The sequence below is a fragment of the Streptomyces sp. NBC_00247 genome (assembly GCF_036188265.1).
GTDB lineage: Bacteria > Actinomycetota > Actinomycetes > Streptomycetales > Streptomycetaceae > Streptomyces.
In genome coordinates this window covers 6,378,409-6,396,970 of the sequence record NZ_CP108093.1, presented here as the reverse complement: position 1 = coordinate 6,396,970, position 18,562 = coordinate 6,378,409, and the positions used below count along the sequence as shown (strand labels likewise).

The following is an 18,562-nucleotide window of genomic DNA, read 5'->3' as shown; positions in this document are numbered from 1 at the left end:
CTACCTGCCGAGTTCGTTGTCAAGTGCTGCGAAGAGTTCGTCGTCGGTTGCCAGGCCGATATCGGCGCCGTCGGGAGCGCCGTCCACCGTCCGCAGCAGGCCGCGCAGTCGCGCGGCGTACGTTCCTGCCGGTCCGGAGCCGTCCGACTGGGCGGCGGCGGAGAGAGCGGCCTCCAGTGCGTCCAGTGCTGCCTGGATCGGGTCTGCCGCTTCGCCGACCAGTTCGCCCCGCAGGTATGTGGCGACGGCCTGCGTGGTCGGGTGGTCGAAGACGAGCGTGCTGGGCAACCGCAGTCCGGTGGCGCTGTTCAGCCTGTTGCGGAGTTCGACGGCGGTGAGCGAGTCGAAGCCCAGGTCCAGCAGTCCGCGCTGGACGTCGATCGCCCGCGGGGACGGGTGCGCCAGGACGACGCCGACCTGTTCCCTGACGAAGTCGAGCAGGAGCAGTTGCTGGTCCGCCGCATCCAGCCCCGTGAGCCGCTGTGCCAGCGGGATCTCCGCGGGAGCGGAGGTCCTCCGGACGGCTTGGCGCTCGGTGCGCACCAGACCCCGGTACAGCTCGGGCAGTGCGTCCCCGAGGCTGCGCAGCGCCGCGAGGTCGAGTGCCACGGGCACGAGCACCGGTCGGGTGCCGGCCGCGCTGCCGGCTTGTGGTGTCCCGCCTCCGGCCAGGGCCGTGTCGAGGGCCGCGAGGGCATGGCCGGTCGGCAGCGGGAGGATCCCGTTGCGTGCGAGCCTGGCGCGGTCGGCCTGGTCGAGGTCGTTGGCCATGCCGTCCTGCCACATGCCCCAGGCGAGGGACACGGCGGGCAGGCCGTCGGTACGGCGGTGTTCGGCCAGTGCGTCCAGGAAGGTGTTGCCGGCGGCGTAGTTGGCCTGTCCGGCGTTGCCCACCAAGCCGGCGACGGAGGAGAAGAGGACGAAGTCCGTCAGCTCCAGTCCGGCGGTCAGCTCGTGCAGGTTCCAGGCGGCCTCCACCTTCGGCCGCAGGACCCGCGAGAGGCTCTCGGGGCTCATGGCCTCCAGCGTGGAGTCCTCGACCACTCCGGCCGCGTGCACGACCGCGGTGAGCGGGTGCTCGTCCGGGATCGTGGCGAGCAGTGCGGCCAGCGCTTCGCGGTCGGCCGCGTCGCATGCCTCGACCCGTACGTCCGCGCCGAGCGCCGTCAGTTCGGCGGCCAGGTCCTGCGCCCCGCCTCGCCGGCTGGTGAGCAGCAGGCGGCGGGCGCCGCGCGCCGTGACCAGGTGCCGGGCGACCTGGGCTCCCAGTGCGCCCGTGCCACCGGTGATCAGTACCGTGTGCTCCGGGTCGAACGCGGCCCCGGCGTCGGGGGTCCGGTCAGGGTGCCGAACCTTCGTGAGCCGGGTCACGTAGGCCTGTCCCTCGTACAGTTCGAGCTGCGGTCGGGGGTCGGCCATGGCCGCGGCCAGCAGCTCGCGATCGGCCGGCAGGCCGGCCGTGATCACGTGCTGGAAGCGTCCCGGGTGTTCCGACTCGGCGACCCGCATCAACCCGGACAAGGCACTGTGCGCCAGTTCTCCGGTGCTGACCACGGCGAGCCGCGCTCCTGCCGCCGCGTCGCCGGCGAGCCACTCCCGCAGTACGGCGAGCACCTCCCGCGTGACCTGGCCGGCCTCCTGCGGAGGAGCCTGGCGTACCGGAAGTACGACCACGTCGGGTGCGGCCGCGCCGTCCGCCGTCGCGGCCACGAACTCGGCGAGGCCGGCATAGTGCTCCGCGGGGAGTCCGAGGTCGGTCGAGCCGAGGACCACGAGTGTCGTCCCGCCCCCGGTGGGGCATTCCACACGGGCCCGCTCCACCCCGTACAAGTGCTGGTCGCCGGGGCGGCTCAGCGCGGTGCCCGCCGGCAGTGCCCGCAGTGCGAGCGAGGCGACGGTGGCGACCGGTGCGCCCGTGTCGTCGGCGATGGTGACGGCGACGGTCCCGTCCGGGCCCGCCGACAGCTTCACGCGCAGGGCGTCGGACCGGGAACCGGTCAGCTGGACGCCGCCGAAGGAGAAGGGCAGCCGGAGTCCGGCCGTCTCCTCCAGGAGCAGCGCGTGCAGCGAGGCGTCGAACAGGGCCGGGTGCAGGCCGAATCCGGCGGGGTCGACGGGCAGCCGTACCTCGGCGTAGAGGTCGTCGCCCGACCGCCATGCCGCCTGGAGTCCCTGGAAGGCGGGGCCGTAGCCGTAGCCTTGGCCGGCGAGGCGATCGTAGAGGTCCTCGACGGGCTGCGGTTCGGCGCCGGCCGGAGGCCAGGATGCGAGGTCGGGGTCCAGGTCGGGGCCGACGCCGGGGGCTGCGACGACGGTTCCGACGGCGTGCCGGTTCCAGACGTCGCCGTCCCGGTCCCCGCGCGAGTGGACGGCGACGGGCCTGCGGCCGTCTCCGTCGGGGCCGCCGACGGTGATCTGGAGCTGAAGCGCGCCCTCGTCGGGAAGTACCAGGGGTGCCTGGAGGGTGAGTTCCTCCAAGCGCCGGCAGCCGAGTGCGGCGCCCGCGTGCAGGGTGACCTCCACCAGGGCGGTGCCCGGGACCATCAGGGTGCCGGCGACGGTGTGGTCCGCGAACCACGGGTGGCTGCGGGCCGAGATCCGGCCGGTGAACAGGACGCCGTCGGAGTCGGCGAGCGGTACCGCGGCTCCGAGCAACGGGTGCCGTGCGGAGTCCAGACCGGCCGAGGTCACGTCACCGCCGCCGGGCCCCTCCGCGAGCCAGTAGCGCCGGCGCTGGAACGGGTAGGTCGGCAGGTCCGCGGCCGGTCCGGCGCCGAACAGTGCGCGCCAGTCCACCGCCACCCCTCGGACGTGGGCGTGGGCCAGGGCCGTGACGGCCGTGTGCGCTTCGGGGCGCCCGCCACGCAGCACCGGTACCAGGAGCGATCCCTCGTCGAGGAAGTCCTGCGCCATCGCGCTGAGTACGCCGTCCGGGCCGAGCTCCAGGAAGGTTCGTACGCCTGCGGCGTGCAGGGCGCGTGCCGCGTCCAGGAAGCGCACGGGCCGGCGCACGTGCCGGACCCAGTACTCGGGCGTGGTCAGTTCCTCGGCGCCGACCTGCTGCCCGGTCAGGGTGGAGACGATCGGGATTCTGGGTGCGGAGAACCTGAGCCCCTTCGCGACCGCCTGGAATGCTTCCAGCATCGCGTCCATGTGCGGTGAGTGGAAGGCGTGGCTGACACGCAACCGCTTGGTCTTGCGCCCCTGGGCCGCCAGTTCGGCTCCGATGGCGTCGACGGCTTCCGCGTCGCCCGAGAGCACCACGGAGGCCGGGCCGTTGACCGCGGCGATGCCGAGCAGGTCCTCGCGTCCGGCGAGCAGCGGAAGCAGTTCGTGTTCCCCGGCCTGTACGGCGAGCATCGCGCCGCCGCCGGGCAGCGCCTGCATCAGCCGGCCGCGGGCGGCGACGAGCCGCGCCGCGTCCGCCAGCGAGAGGACGCCGGCGACATGCGCGGCGGCCAGTTCGCCGATGGAGTGACCCGCAAGGAAGTCCGGCCTCACTCCCCAGCCTTCGAGGAGCCGGTAGAGCGCGACTTCCGTGGCGAACAGGGCGGCCTGCGTGTAGCCGGTCCGGTCGAGCGGCGCGGGGTCCTCACCGAAGAGGACCTCGATCAACGGCGTCTCCAGCCACCGGTCGAGCTCTTCGCACACGGCGTCCAGTGCCTCGGCGTAGGCGGGGTATGTGGTGTACAGCTCCCGGCCCATGCCCAGCCGCTGGCTGCCCTGACCGGTGAAGAGGAAGGCCGTGCGGCCGTCCACAGGTGTGCCCCGCACGGTCAGTGCCGCGAGCCCGTCGACCGCCTCCGTGGTGGTGGAGGCCACCACCACGGCGCGGTGCGGCAGTCCGGCGCGCCCGACGGCCAGGGCCCGGCCCGTCGAGGCCAGGTCCGGCTGCCCGGTGTCGGCAAGGATCGCGCCCACCTGGTCGGCCTGCGCCAGCAGGGCCGCGTCGTTGTGCGCGGACAGCACCAACGGCACGACCGGTATCGGCTCGGCCGCCGGGAGCGCGCCCTCGGACGGCGGCTGCTCCACGATGACGTGGGCGTTGGTACCACTGATGCCGAAAGAGGACACTCCCGCCCGGCGCGGCCGCTCGGCCTCGGGCCATGGCACCGACTCGGTGAGCAGTTCCACCTGGCCTGCGGACCAGTCCACGTGGGTGCTGGGCTCGTCGATGTGAAGACTCTTGGGAAGCACCCCGTGCTGCATCGCCATGACCATCTTGATGACGCCGGCCACACCGGCGGCGGCCTGGGAGTGCCCGATGTTGGACTTCAGCGAACCCATGAGAAGGGGCGACAAACGCTCCTGACCGTAGGTGGCGAGAACCGCCTGGGCCTCGATCGGATCGCCGAGCGTGGTGCCGGTGCCGTGGGCCTCCAGCGCGTCCACGTCCGCGGTGGTCAGACCCGCGTTGGTCAGGGCCTGGCGGATCACCCGCTCCTGGGACGGACCGTTGGGGGCGGTCAGGCCGTTGCTCGCACCGTCCTGGTTGACGGCGGTTCCGCGGATCACGCCCAGGATCCGGTGGCCGTTGCGCTGTGCGTCGGAGAGCCGCTCCAGCAAGAGGATTCCGGCGCCCTCGGCCCAGGCCGCCCCGTCCGCCTGCCCGGCGAAGGGCTTGCACCGGCCGTCCGGCGCCAGTCCGCGCTGCCGGCTGAACTCGACGAACAGGGTCGGTGCGGCGAGTACCGTCACACCGCCGGCCAGGGCCAGCCCGCACTCGCCATTGCGCAGCGCCTGCGCCGCCAGGTGGATCGAGACGAGCGAGGAGGAGCACGCGGTGTCGACGGTGATCGCCGGGCCCTGCAGGCCGAAGGTGTAGGCGACCCGGCCGGAGGCGGCACTGACCGTGCTGCCGACCGACAGGTAGCCCTCCAGGGTCTCCGGGGCGTTCTTGAGGCGTGCCGCGTAGTCGTTCGCCATGACACCGGCGAACACACCGGTCTGGCTGCCCTTGAGCGAGGTCGGGTCCATGCCCGCCCGCTCGAAGGCCTCCCAGCAGATCTCCAGCAGCAGGCGCTGCTGCGGGTCGATGGCGGTAGCCTCTCTGGCGCTCACCCCGAAGAGATCGGGGTCGAACTGCGGTGCTCCGTAGAGGAATCCGCCGTGCCGCGTGTAGGAGGTGCCGACGTGGTCGGGGTCCGCGTCGTACAGACCGTCCAGGTCCCAGCCGCGGTCGTTCGGGAACGGGCCGATGGCGTCTCGCTCGTCGGACAGCAGTGACCACAGCTCCTCCGGGGAGCCGACCTCGCCCGGGTAACGGCAGGCCATCGCCACGATCGCGATCGGCTCGTCCGAGGCACCGACGACCGGTTCGGCGGCGACCGCCGCGGCGGCGGAACCGAGCAGTTCGGTCCGCAGGTAGCCGGCCAGATCGACCGTGTTCGGGTAGTCGAAGACCAGCGTCGCGGGCAGTTTCAGGCCTGCTGCCGCGTTCAGCCGGTTGCGCAGTTCCACCGCTTTGAGCGAGTCGAAGCCCAGCTCGCTGAAGGCACGGTCGGGCGCGACCTGGTCGGCGTCGGTGTGCCCCAGCACGGAGGCCACCACGCCACGGACCAGTTCGAGCAGTGCACGCTCCTGGTCCTGTGGTGTCAGGGCCCCCAGGCGTTCCTGGAGCGAGTTGCCACCCGCATGCTCGCCGACGGCGGCGCGCCGCGCCGGGCGCACCAGGCCGTGGAACAGCTCGGGCAGCACGCCGTCCTCGCTCTGCGCGCGCAGTCCGGTGTAGTCGAGCAGCGCCGGGACGAGCGCCGGCCGACGGGTCGCGAGGGCCGCGTCAAACAACGCCAGCCCCTGTTCGCTGCCGATGGGGGCGATACCGCTCCGGGACATGCGGGCGAGGTCGGCGTCGTTCAGGTGACCGGTCATGCCGCTGCCCTCGGCCCACAGGCCCCAGGCGAGGGAGGTGCCCGGCAGGCCCGTGGCCTGGCGGTGAACCGCGAGCGCGTCCAGATAGGTGTTGGCCGCCGCGTAGTTGGCCTGTCCTGCGGCGCCGACCGTACCGGCCAGCGAGGAGAACAGTACGAACGCGTCCAGTTCCAGGTCCGCCGTGAGCTCGTGCAGGTGCCGGGCGGCATCGACCTTGGGACGCAGTACGGTGTCCAGCTGCTCGGCCGTGAGGGCCTGAAGCGTGCCGTCGTCGAGAACGCCGGCGGTGTGCAGCACCGCGGTGAGCGGGCGCTCCGCCGGGATCGCCTCCAGCATCGCGGCGACCGCGGAGCGATCGGCCGTGTCACAGACGACCATGGCCGCATCGGCCCCGTGCGCGGCGAGTTCGGCCTCCAGCTCCAGCATGCCAGCGGCGTCCCGGCCGCGGCGGCTCGCCAGCAGCAGGTGCCGTACGCCGTGTTCGGCGACGAGGTGGCGGGCGAACAGCTGACCCAGGGTGCCGGTGGCGCCCGTGATGAGCACGGTGCCCTCGGGGTTCAGGGCGGACACGGCGTCGCCCGTCGTGGGTGCCTTGATCAGCCGCGGTACGAACAACTCCCCTTCCCGCAGGCTCACCTGTGCTTCCGGTACGGCCAGCGCGCGGCCGAGGTCGGCCTCGGAGAGGTCCCAGTCCGCCAGGTCCAGCAGGCCGAACCGGTCGGGGTTCTCGGCCATGGCGGTACGCACGAGCCCCCAGACGGGAGCCGAGCCGAGGCCGGCCTCCGTGCGGGCGGTGGTCGCGTCACGGGTCACGAAGACCAGACGCGAGTCGGCGAACCGCTCCTCGGTGAGCCATGCCTGGGCCAGTCGCAGAGCACGGTGTGCCACGGCGCCGGGACCGTCCTCGCCGGGGAAGGGGACCACGACGAGCGGCGGGGTTCCGACGATGCCGGCGAGATCCGAGTAGCTGCCCAGAGGGGCGGGCAGACCGTGGCCGGCCGCGTCGAGGACGGCCCAGTCCTGGACCGGACCGGCCTGCGGGGCGGTCGTCCACTCGACCTGTAGCAGCGGCGGGCGGGGGGTGACCGGGCCGGCCAGCTGCGCGGGGTCGACGGCCCGCAGGCTGAGCGTTTGCACCGAGGCGATCGGAGCACCGCTCGCGTCGGCGAGGGACAGGGCGGTGCCCGGGCCTTCGGGGGTGATCCGTACCCGCAGCACGCTGGCGTCCACCGCGTGCAGGCGCACTCCGGTCCAGGCGAACGGCAGCACCAGGCGACCGTCCTCCGCGAGCGCCAGCGGGTGCAGGGCGGCGTCGAGGAGCGCCGGATGGATCCCGAACTCGCCCAGCGGGACGTCCTTCGGGAGGGCGACCTCGGCGAACATCTCCTGTCCGGCGCGCCACAGCGCCCGCAGGCCCCGGAAGGTGGGTCCGTACTGGAAGCCCCGCTCGGCGAGCGTGTCGTACGCCGCCGTCAGGTCGACCGGCTCGGCGCCGGCCGGGGGCCAGTCAGTATCGGCCGGTGGGGTCGCAGGCCCTTCCGCGTGCCCGAGCACACCGGTGGCGTGCAGGGTCCACTGGTGGACGGGGGCGTCGTCGGACCCGGGCTCCGGGCGGGAGTGGACCGCCAGCGCACGCCGGCCCTCCTCGTCCGGAGCGTCGACCACGACCTGGAGCTGTACTCCGGCCCGGCCTGCCAGCACCAGCGGAGCCTGCAGGGTCAGCTCGTCGAGTTGGTCGAGGCCGGTGTGGTCACCCGCGCGGATGGCGAGGTCCACGAAGGCGGTGCCGGGGAGCAATACGGTGCCGGCCACGGCGTGGTCGGCCAGCCAGGGCTGTGCGTTCAGGGCGATCCGGCCGCTGAGGACCAGCTTGTCCTCGTCGGCCATCCAGAGCGCGGCCCCGATGAGCGGGTGCCGCTCGGCAGCCATGCCGAGCCCGCCCGCGTCCCCGGCGAGCGCCGTTCCCTCCAGCCAGTACCGCCGCCGCTGGAAGGGATAGGTCGGCAGGTCGACGACCGCGCCGGGTCCGACGGACACGGCGGCCCAGTCGAGGGGAGCGCCCGAGACGTGGGCCTGCGCCGCGGAGGCCAGGAAGTCGTCGAGTCCGCCCTCGCCACGGTGGAGCGAAGGCACGGTGACGGCGCTGTCGTACGAGCCGTCGTCGATGGTCTCCTGCAAGGCGATGGTCAGCACGGGGTGGGCACTGGCCTCGATGAAGACGCGGTGACCCTGCTCGAGCAGGGTCCCCACGGCCTCTTGAAGCTGGACGGTCTGGCGGAGGTTGCGAAACCAGTAGGAGCCGTCGAGCTCGGTGCCGTCCAGCGGCTGCCCGGTGACGGTGGACAGGAAGGGCACCTTGACCGCGCGCGGGGTGAGCGAGGAAAGGGCGTCCAAGAGCTCGTCCCGCAGGCTTTCCACGCGCGCGGAGTGGGAGGCGTAGTCGACGGGGATGCGCTTGGCACGCATCTTGTTCGCCTTGCAGTAGGCGACCATCTCCTCCAGAGCGGTCACCTCGCCGGCGACCACGACGGAACGCGGGCCGTTGTGTGCGGCGATGTCGATGGCGCCGTCCCAGCGGGTGATGAGGTCACGGACTTCCCCGGCCGGCAGGGCCACCGAGACCATCCCGCCCGTACCCGCAAGCTTCACGATCGCCCGGCTGCGCAGCGCCACGACCTTCGCCGCGTCGTCCAGGGACAGCGCCCCGGACACGGCCGCAGCCGCGATCTCGCCCTGCGAGTGACCGATCACGGCGTCCGGCTCGATACCCACCGACCGCCAGAGCGCGGCCAGCGACACCATCACCGCCCACAGCGCCGGCTGCACGACGTCCACCCGGTCGAACCCGGGCGCCCCCTCGACACCACGCAGGACGTCCATGAGCGACCAGTGCGTGAACGGCGCCAACGCCCGCTCACACTCCACCAGCCGATCCGCGAACACCGCGGAGGAATCGAAGAGCTCCAGCGCCATGCCCTGCCACTGCGAACCCTGCCCCGGGAACACGAACACCGTCTTCCCCGAACCGGAGACCGCCCCCTGGACCAGATTCGCGGCCGATCCGCCCGAGGCCAGCGCCTCCAGACCCGCCAGGACCTCCTCCCGGCCGGCACCCGAAACCGCCGCACGGAAAGCGAGGTGCGGAACCCTGGTCGCGAGGGCCGAAGCCACCCGCGCCGGGTCGACGGCCTCCGAAGCCAGCAGCTCACGCACCTGCCCCGCACGCGCGGCCAGGGCCGCCTCGCTCTTCGCGGAGACCACCAGCGGAAGCCCGTCGACCACCGGCTCGTCGGACCGGGCTGCCGCCGGGCCCTGTTCCAGGACCACGTGGGCGTTGGTGCCACTGATACCGAACGAGGAAACCGCCGCACGACGCGGACGCGTCACCTCCGGCCAGGCCCGGCGCTCGGTGACCAGCTCCACAGCGCCCGTCGACCAGTCGACGTGCGGAGTCGGCTCGTCCACGTGCAGAGTCGCCGCAAGCTCCCCCTTACGCATCGCCATCAGCATCTTGATGATCCCCGCGACACCCGCCGCGGCCTGCGTGTGACCAATGTTCGACTTGATCGAGCCCAGACGCAGCGGCTCGTCGCGGTCCTGGCCGTAGGTGGCCAGCAGCGCGTTGGCCTCGATCGGGTCACCGAGCCGGGTGCCGGTGCCGTGTGCCTCGACAGCGTCCACCTCGTGCGGAGCAAGGCGGGCGTTGGCGAGGGCCTGGCGGATGACGCGTTCCTGGGAGGGCCCGTTGGGGGCGGTGAGGCCGTTGCTCGCACCGTCCTGGTTCACGGCGGAGCCGCGGATCACACCGAGGACGTCGTGGCCGAGACGCCGCGCGTCCGACAGACGCTCCAGCACCAGCACGCCGGCGCCCTCGCTCCAGCCCGTACCGTCCGCGGAAGCCGCGAACGACTTGCACGTCCCGTCCGGGGACAGACCCCGCTGACGCGAGAACTCCACGAACGTGTTCGGCGTCGACATCACCGTGACACCCCCGGCCAACGCCATCGAGCACTCACCCTGACGCAGCGCCTGGGCCGCCAGGTGCACCGCCACCAACGACGAGGAACACGCCGTGTCCAACGTCACCGCCGGACCCTCAAGACCGAAGGTGTACGCCACCCGGCCCGACAGGACACTTGCGATCGTGCCCGTCAGCAAATGCCCCTCATAACCCTCCGGAGCACTCCCCAACCGCAGCCCGTAGTCGTTGTACATCACACCCGCGTACACACCCGTCGAAGAGCCGCGCAGCGAAGCCGGATCGATACCCGCCCGCTCCAACGCCTCCCACGCGACCTCCAGCAACACACGCTGCTGCGGGTCCGTCGCCGTGGCCTCCCGCGGACTCAGACCGAAGAACTCCGCGTCGAACTCGGCCGCGTCGTAGAGGAATCCGCCCCTACGCGTGTACGACTTGCCGATCTTCTCCGGGTCCGGATCGAAGAGACCCTCCACGTCCCACCCACGGTCGCCCGGGAACTCCCCGATCGCGTCCCGCCCCTCCGCCACCAACTGCCACAGATCCTCCGGCGAGGCGACCCCACCGGGATAACGGCAGCCCATGCCGACCACCGCGATCGGCTCGTCCAGTCCCGGCGCGTGGGCGACGACCGACGGGACGACGGCCGTCGCGGTCGCGTCGAGCCGGTGCAGCAGGAAGTCCGCCACGGCCCGGGGCGACGGGTGGTCGAAGACGAGGGTGGTGGGAAGGCGCAGCCCGGTCACCAAGTTGAGACGGTTGCGCAGTTCGACACCGGTGAGGGAGTCGAAGCCGGTGTCCTTGAAGGGTCTTGTCGGGTCGATGTCGGCGTTCGCGCCGTGCCCGAGGACCAGCCCCACGGTCTCCAGCACGGTCTGGAGCACGGCCTGCGCCCGCTCTTGCGCGCCCAGCAGGAGCAGCCGCTGGACCCACGACGAGTCGGCGCCGCGGGCGGCACCGGCCGCCTGCCGGCGGCGGACGCGGACCAGGCCGGTGAACAGCTCGGGGAGTGCGTTCTCCTCGGCGCGGGTCCGCAGTGCGCCCCGGTCGAGTTCGGCGGGGACCAGCAGCGGCTCCGCCGAGGCGAGGGCCACATCGAACAGTTCGAGACCCAGTTCGGGCGTCAGGGGGACGATTCCGCTCCGCTTCCACCGCGCCACGTCGGCGTCGGCGAGGGTTCCAGCCATGCCGTCGGCGCTGTCCCACAGACTCCACGCGAGGGAGGTGGCGGGCAGGCCCTGGGCGCGGCGGTGCTGCGCGAGGGCGTCGAGGAAGGTGTTCGCGGCTGCGTAGTTCGCCTGGCCGGCGTTGCCCATGAGACCCGCGATGGACGAGAACATGACGAACGAGGCAAGGCCGAGGGACTCGGTGAGGCGGTGGAGGTTCCAGGCCGCGTCGACCTTCGGCCGCATCACCCGCTCCAGATGCCCCGCCGACAACGACGCGACCGTCGCATCATCCAGAACACCCGCCGTGTGCACCACGGCCGTCAACGGACGCTCGACCGCCACCTCGTCCAGCAGACCCGCCAACGCGTCGAAGTCCGACACGTCGCACGCCGCGACCGAAGCCCGCGCACCCAACTCCGCGAGCTCCGCCACGAACTCCTCAGCACCCGGAGTCTCACCACCACGACGAGACACCAACAGCAGATGCCGCGCACCGTGATGCGTCACCAGCCGACGCGCGACCAGACGGCCCAACGTACCCAGAGCACCGGTCACCAGGACCGTACCCTCCGGATCCAGGCCCTCCACCACATCCGCCGCAGCACCCGCGGCACGCGCCAGACGCGGCACGAACAACCCACCACCACGCACCGCCACCTCGGGCTCGCCCGAAGCCAGCACCGCAGGCAGCAGCTCCAGACCACCCTCATCGAGGGCGGCGAGGACCAGTCGGTCCCGCTGCTCGGTCTGCGCGGTACGGATCAGCCCCGCGAGCGGGGCCGTGTGCAGCGCGCCGTCCGGCACGACGACGACGAGACGGCTCTCCGCGAACTGCGGGGCGGCCAGCCATTCCTGCACTGCCTCCAGCCCGCGCGCCGCCGTGGCATGGGTCCGGGCGAGCAGATCACCGGTGGCGCCGGCGACGAGCTCCTGCTCGCCGATCACCACGAACTCCGGTACGTCGAAGCCGGCGTCGATCGCGGCGCTGAGCGCGGCGAGGTCGGCATGGGGCGCCTCGCCCAGCCGGACCCACCGCTGGTCGGCTACCGGTCCGGCCGTCGGGACGGCCTCCCAGGCCACTCGGTACAGGGACTCCACAGCCGGGCCGGCCACGACGAGCTGATCGCGGGCGATCGGCCGCAGCGCGACCGCCTCGATCGCCGCCACCGGGGCGCCGGACCCGTCGGCGAGGGCAAGACGCGCCGTGTCCTGGCCGGTGCGGGTCCAGCGGACGCGCAGCACCGTGGCACCGACCGCGTGCAGCGCGAAGCCCGAGAACGAGAACGGCAGACGGATCACGCTGTCGTCCTGCGCCGCGGCCGCGGCCTCCAGTACGAGCGGGTGCAGAACCGCGTCGAGGAGGGCGGGGTGCACACCGAAGCGGGCGGCTTCGTTGTGCAACTGGTCGGGCAGGGAGACTTCGGCGAAGAGTTCGTCACCGGCGCGCCAGGCGGCGCGCAGGCCGCGGAAGGCCGGGCCGTAGCCGTAACCCAGCTCGTCGAGGCGGTCGTAGACGCCGTCCAGCGGGATGGGTGTGCCATCGGCCGGGGGCCACTGGTCCAGGGACACGCCGGGCGAGGGGACGGAGGACGTGAGCACGCCGGCCGCGTGGGCGGTCCACTGCTCGTCGCCGGTCCGCGAGTACACCGTGAACTGCCGGTCGCCGCGCGCATCGGCCTGGTCGACCGTCAGCCGCAGCTGAGCGCCCGTCTTCTCCGAGAGGGCCAGGGGTGCTTGGAGGGTGAGTTCCTCGACGGTGGCGTAGCCGAGCTGATCGGCCGCGTGGCCCGCGAGTTCGAGGAACACGGTCCCGGGAACGAGGACCGTCCCACCGATCGCGTGGTCGGCCAGCCACGAATGCGTGGACAGCGACACCGACGCGGAGAACTGCACCGCGTCCCCTTCGGGCTCCGTGATCACCGCGGCCAGCAACGGATGGTCCACAGCCGTCAGACCCAGACCCGCCGCATCACCCGAACGCGGCGCGTCCAACCAGAAACGCTCACGCTGGAAGGCGTAGGTGGGGAGTTCCGCCAGAGCGGAGCCCGGCAGGAACCGCTGCCAGTCCACATCCACACCGTGCGCGTGCACGGAGCCCAGGGCCGCGAGGAACGAACGCTTCTCGTCACGGTCCTTGCGCAGCAACGGAACCACCACGGTGCCCTCGGCCTCGGCCAGGCACTCACCGGCCAGAGCGGCCAGAGTCCCGTCCGGACCCAGCTCCACGAACGCCGTCACACCCAAACCCGCGAGCGTCCCGACACCCTGAGCGAAACGAACCGCCGAACGAGCCTGAACAGCCCAGTACTCAGCGGTGAACTCCTCGACCAGCTCCCCCGTCACGTTCGAAACCACCGGAATCCGGGGAACCGCATGAGTCAGACCCCGGGCGACCTCCGTCAGCTCATCGAGCACGACATCCAAATGCGCGGAGTGAAAAGCATGACTCACCCTCAACCGGGTCGCCTTCACACCCTCCGCCCTGGCAACCTCCAACACCTCCAGCACCGCGGCCTCATCACCCGAAACCACCGTGCTCCCAGGACTGTTGAACCCCGCCACGCCCACACCCGGACGACCACCGAGCCAACCCAGCACACGCGCCTCACCCGCGTTCAGGGCAACCATCGCCCCACCCTCCGCGACCCCCTCCATCAGACGCGCCCGCGCACACACCAACCGCGCCGCATCCTCAAGAGACAACACACCCGCGACATGAGCCGCAGCCAGCTCACCGACGGAATGACCGACCAGATAATCCGGCTCCACCCCGTAATGAGCCAGAAGACGGAACAGAGCCACCTCGATCGCGAACAACGCCGGCTGAGTGAACACCGTCCGCCCCAGCAACTCCGGCTCACCCTCGATCACCCCAGCCAGCGAACGGTCCAAATGAACGTCCAACGCCCCGACAACCTCGTCGAACACCGCCGCGAACACCGGCTCCGCCGCATACAACCCACGGCCCATCCCCACACGCTGACTACCCTGACCCGAAAACAGAAACGCGACCGAACCACCCCGCGCGGCCTCCCCCGGGACCAGCGCCCGCAGACCGTCGAGGAGCTCCTCACGAGACTCCCCCACCACCACCGCACGATGGTCGAAACGAGCACGCGACACCGCGAGAGAACGGCCCACCGCCGCGACGTCCCACTCCGGCCGCTCCCCCAGGAACGACACCAACCGCCCCGCCTGCTCCGACAGAGCAACCCCGGTCTTGCCCGACACCACCCACGGCACCGGACCCGGAACCGGCAGCTCCTCCACCGGAGCTTCGGCTTCCCGGACCTGCTCGACGATGAGATGCGCGTTGGTCCCGCTGATACCGAAGGACGAGATCCCCGCCCTGCGCGGGCGGTCGAGCACCGGCCACTCCTCGGCCCGCGTCAAAAGCTCCACCGCACCCGCCGACCAGTCCACCTCGGACGTCGGCTCGTCCACGTGCAGCGTCGCGGGAAGAACCCCGTTGCGCATGGCCATGACCATCTTGATCACACCCGCGACACCCGCCGCGGCCTGCGTGTGACCGATGTTCGACTTCAGCGAGCCAAGCCGAAGCGGCTCTTCACGGTCCTGGCCGTACGTGGCGATCAGAGCCTGCGCCTCGATCGGGTCGCCCAGTCTGGTGCCCGTGCCGTGCGCCTCCACCACGTCCACCTCGGACGCGGACAGGCGCGCGTTGGCCAGCGCGGACCGGATGACCCGCTCCTGGGAAGGCCCGTTCGGCGCGGTCAGGCCGTTGCTCGCGCCGTCCTGGTTGACCGCCGACCCACGGATCACCGCGAGCACCTCGTGCCCGTTGCGCCGCGCGTCCGACAGCCGCTCCAGCACCAGCAGACCCACGCCCTCGGCCCAGCCCGTGCCGTCCGCCGCCGCCGAGAACGCCTTGCAACGCCCGTCCGGCGACAGCCCGCGCTGCCGGCTGAACTCCACGAACATGCCGGGCGTCGCCATCACGGACACACCGCCGGCGATCGTCACGGAGGACTCGCCCTGGCGCAACGACTGAGCGGCGAGGTGCAGCGCGACGAGCGAGGACGAGCAGGCCGTGTCGACGGTGACCGCCGGACCCTCAAGACCGAAGGTGTAGGCCAGCCGGCCCGAGGCCACGCTGGCGGTGTTGCCCGTCAGCAAGTAGCCGTCGTATCCGCCGGACGGCTCGTGCAGCCGCGGGCCGTACTCCTGCGCCACAGCGCCCACGTACACACCGGTACGGGTGCCGCGCAGGGCGGCGGGGTCGATGCCCGCCCGCTCGAAGGCCTCCCAGGCCGTCTCCAGCAGCAGCCGCTGCTGGGGCTCCATCGCCGCCGCTTCGCGGGGGCTGATGCCGAAGAACTGGGCGTCGAACGTGTCGGCGTCGTGCAGGAAGCCGCCCTTGGCGACCGAGGACGTGCCGGCGCGGTCCGGGTCGGGGTCGAACAGCGCGTCGAGGTCCCAGCCCCGGTTGGTCGGGAATCCGTCGATGGCGTCGACGCCGCTGCTGACCAAGCGCCACAGGTCCTCGGGCGAGGCGATGCCGCCCGGGAGCCGGCAGGCCATGCCCACGATGGCGATCGGCTCGTCGAGAGCGACCGCCTCGAACGTGTCGTCGTCCTGGTCCAAGCCGAGGAGCTGGTCACCGAGGTGCTGGGCGAGGGTGGAGGGGGTCGGGTAGTTGAAGAGGAGGCCGGCGGGCAGTGCGAGCCCGGTGGCCGCGTTCAGCGCGTTGCGGAGCTCGACCGACGAGAGGGAGTCGAACCCCAGGTCCTTGAAGGTCGTGTCGATCTCCACGTCGCGGGCAGAACCGTGGCCGAGCACGGCCGCCACGTGCGCACGGACCAGTTCGAGTTCGTCGCCTCGCGGGGCGGGCCGCTTCGGCTCGTTGCGCGGCACAGCGGCGGGCCGGGCCCGTGCCGGCTCGATCGCCGGACCTTCCAGCCAGTAGGGCTGCCGTTGGAATGCGTAGGTGGGGAGTTCCGCCAGAGCGGAGCCCGGCAGGAACCGCTGCCAGTCCACATCCACACCGTGCGCGTGCACGGAGCCCAGGGCCGCGAGGAACGAACGCTTCTCGTCACGGTCCTTGCGCAGCAACGGAACCACCACGGTGCCCTCGGCCTCGGCCAGGCACTCACCGGCCAGAGCGGCCAGAGTCCCGTCCGGACCCAGCTCCACGAACGCCGTCACACCCAAACCCGCGAGCGTCCCGACACCCTGAGCGAAACGAACCGCCGAACGAGCCTGAACAGCCCAGTACTCAGCGGTGAACTCCTCGACCAGCTCCCCCGTCACGTTCGAAACCACCGGAATCCGGGGAACCGCATGAGTCAGACCCCGGGCGACCTCCGTCAGCTCATCGAGCACGACATCCAAATGCGCGGAGTGAAAAGCATGACTCACCCTCAACCGGGTCGCCTTCACACCCTCCGCCCTGGCAACCTCCAACACCTCCAACACCGCGGCCTCATCACCCGAAACCACCGTGCTCCCAGGACTGTTGAACCCCGCCACGCCCACACCCGGACGACCACCGAGCCAACCCAGCACACGCGCCTCACCCGCGTTCAGGGCAACCATCGCCCCACCCTCCGCGACCCCCTCCATCAGACGCGCCCGCGCACACACCAACCGCGCCGCATCCTCAAGAGACAACACACCCGCGACATGAGCCGCAGCCAGCTCACCGACGGAATGACCGACCAGATAATCCGGCTCCACCCCGTAATGAGCCAGAAGACGGAACAGAGCCACCTCGATCGCGAACAACGCCGGCTGAGTGAACACCGTCCGCCCCAGCAACTCCGGCTCACCCTCGATCACCCCAGCCAGCGAACGGTCCAAATGAACGTCCAACGCCCCGACAACCTCGTCGAACACCGCCGCGAACACCGGCTCCGCCGCATACAACCCACGGCCCATCCCCACACGCTGACTACCCTGACCCGAAAACAGAAACGCGACCGAACCACCCCGCGCCACTCGACCGGACACCACACCAACCGCAGGACCACCCGACGCCAACGCCCGCAGACCGCCCAGCAGCTCCTCACCGGACTCCCCCACCACCACCGCACGATGGTCGAAACGAGCACGCGACACCGCGAGAGAACGGCCCACCGCCGCGACGTCCCACTCCGGCCGCTCCTCCAGGAACGACACCAACCGGCCCGCCTGCTCGGACAGAGCAACCCCGGTCTTGCCCGACACCACCCACGGCACCGGACCCGGAACGGGCTCGGCGACCGCAGCGGACTCCGCGACCGGCTCGGTTCCACTCCAGTCCGACAGTACGACGTGGCAGTTGGTGCCGCCCATGCCGAAAGAACTCACACCTGCGTAGAGCGGCTGGTCCGGGCGCGGCCACGGCTCACGGCTCAGCTGGACGGAGAGTCCCAGCTCGTCGAGCGGGATGTCCGGGTTGGGGGTCTCGAAGTTCAGGCTCGGCACGAGCTCGCGGTTGCGGATGCAGAGCGCGGCCTTGAGCAGGCCGACGATGCCGGCGGCGCCCTCCAAATGACCGACGTTGGTCTTCACCGATCCGACGCGCAGTTCGGTGCCGTCCGCGCGGCCTTCCCCGAGTACCGCGCCGAGGGCGGAGCCCTCGATCGGGTCGCCGAGCTTGGTTCCCGTGCCGTGCAGTTCGACGTACTGGACCTGGTCGGCGGAGACCTCGGCGCGCTGATAAGCCTGTCTCAGGACGTCGCGCTGGCCGGCCGGGCTCGGCACCGTCAGCCCTTCGGTCGCGCCGTCGTTGTTCATCGCGCTGCCGTGCAGCACGCAGTAGACCGGGTCTCCGTCTGCTATGGCCGCGCCCAGCGGTTTGAGGACGACGAACGCGCCGCCCTCGCCCCGCACGTACCCGTTCGCCCGCGCGTCGAAGGTGAAGCTGAGGCCGTCCGGGGACAGTCCGCCGAACCTCTCGGCCCCGATGGTGCTGTCCGGCACCAGGTTGAGGTTGACGCCGCCGGCGATGGCCACCGAGGACTCGCCGCGGCGCAGGCTCTCGGCGGCAAGGTGCACGGCGACCAGTGAGGAGGACTGGCCGGTGTCCACGGCCGCGCTGGGTCCGTGCAGGCCCAGCGTGTAGGAGATCCTGTTGGCGATGACGCCACGGTTCAGACCGGTCAGCGTGTGACGGGTGATGCCCTCGATCCCGTGCTGATGGGTGAGGGCGGCGTAGTCGTCGGCGATGACGCCGACGAAGACCCCGGTCCGGCTGTCGGCGAGGTCGGCCGGAAGGATCCTGGCGTCCTCCAGTGCTTCCCAGGCGAGTTCGAGCATCAGGCGCTGCTGGGGATCCATCGCCGAGGCCTCACGTGGACTGATGCCGAAGAAGCCGGCGTCGAATCCGCTGACGTCCTCCAGATAGCCTCCCGGCCGGGAGGGCAGTTCAGGACGGCCTGCCGGAGGCTCGCCGATCGCGCTGCGGCCGTCCCGCAGCAGGTGCCACAGCTGGGCGGGGTTCTCCGCGTGCGGCAGACGGCAGGACATTCCGACGATGGCGATCGCTTCGGCCGGTATCGACGTGTGCGCCTGGAATTCACCCATGGTCGAGCTTGCCTAC

The 18,562-nt window shown here is 71.5% G+C and carries 1 protein-coding gene; it reads right to left on the bottom strand.

What is annotated here, in order from left to right; genetic code table 11:
• Positions 1-18,546 (bottom strand): type I polyketide synthase, encoded by an 18,546-nt coding sequence (locus OHT52_RS27765; RefSeq protein ID WP_328722905.1) that lies wholly within the window; start codon positions 18,544-18,546, stop codon positions 1-3.
• Positions 18,547-18,562: the final 16 nt, after the last annotated feature.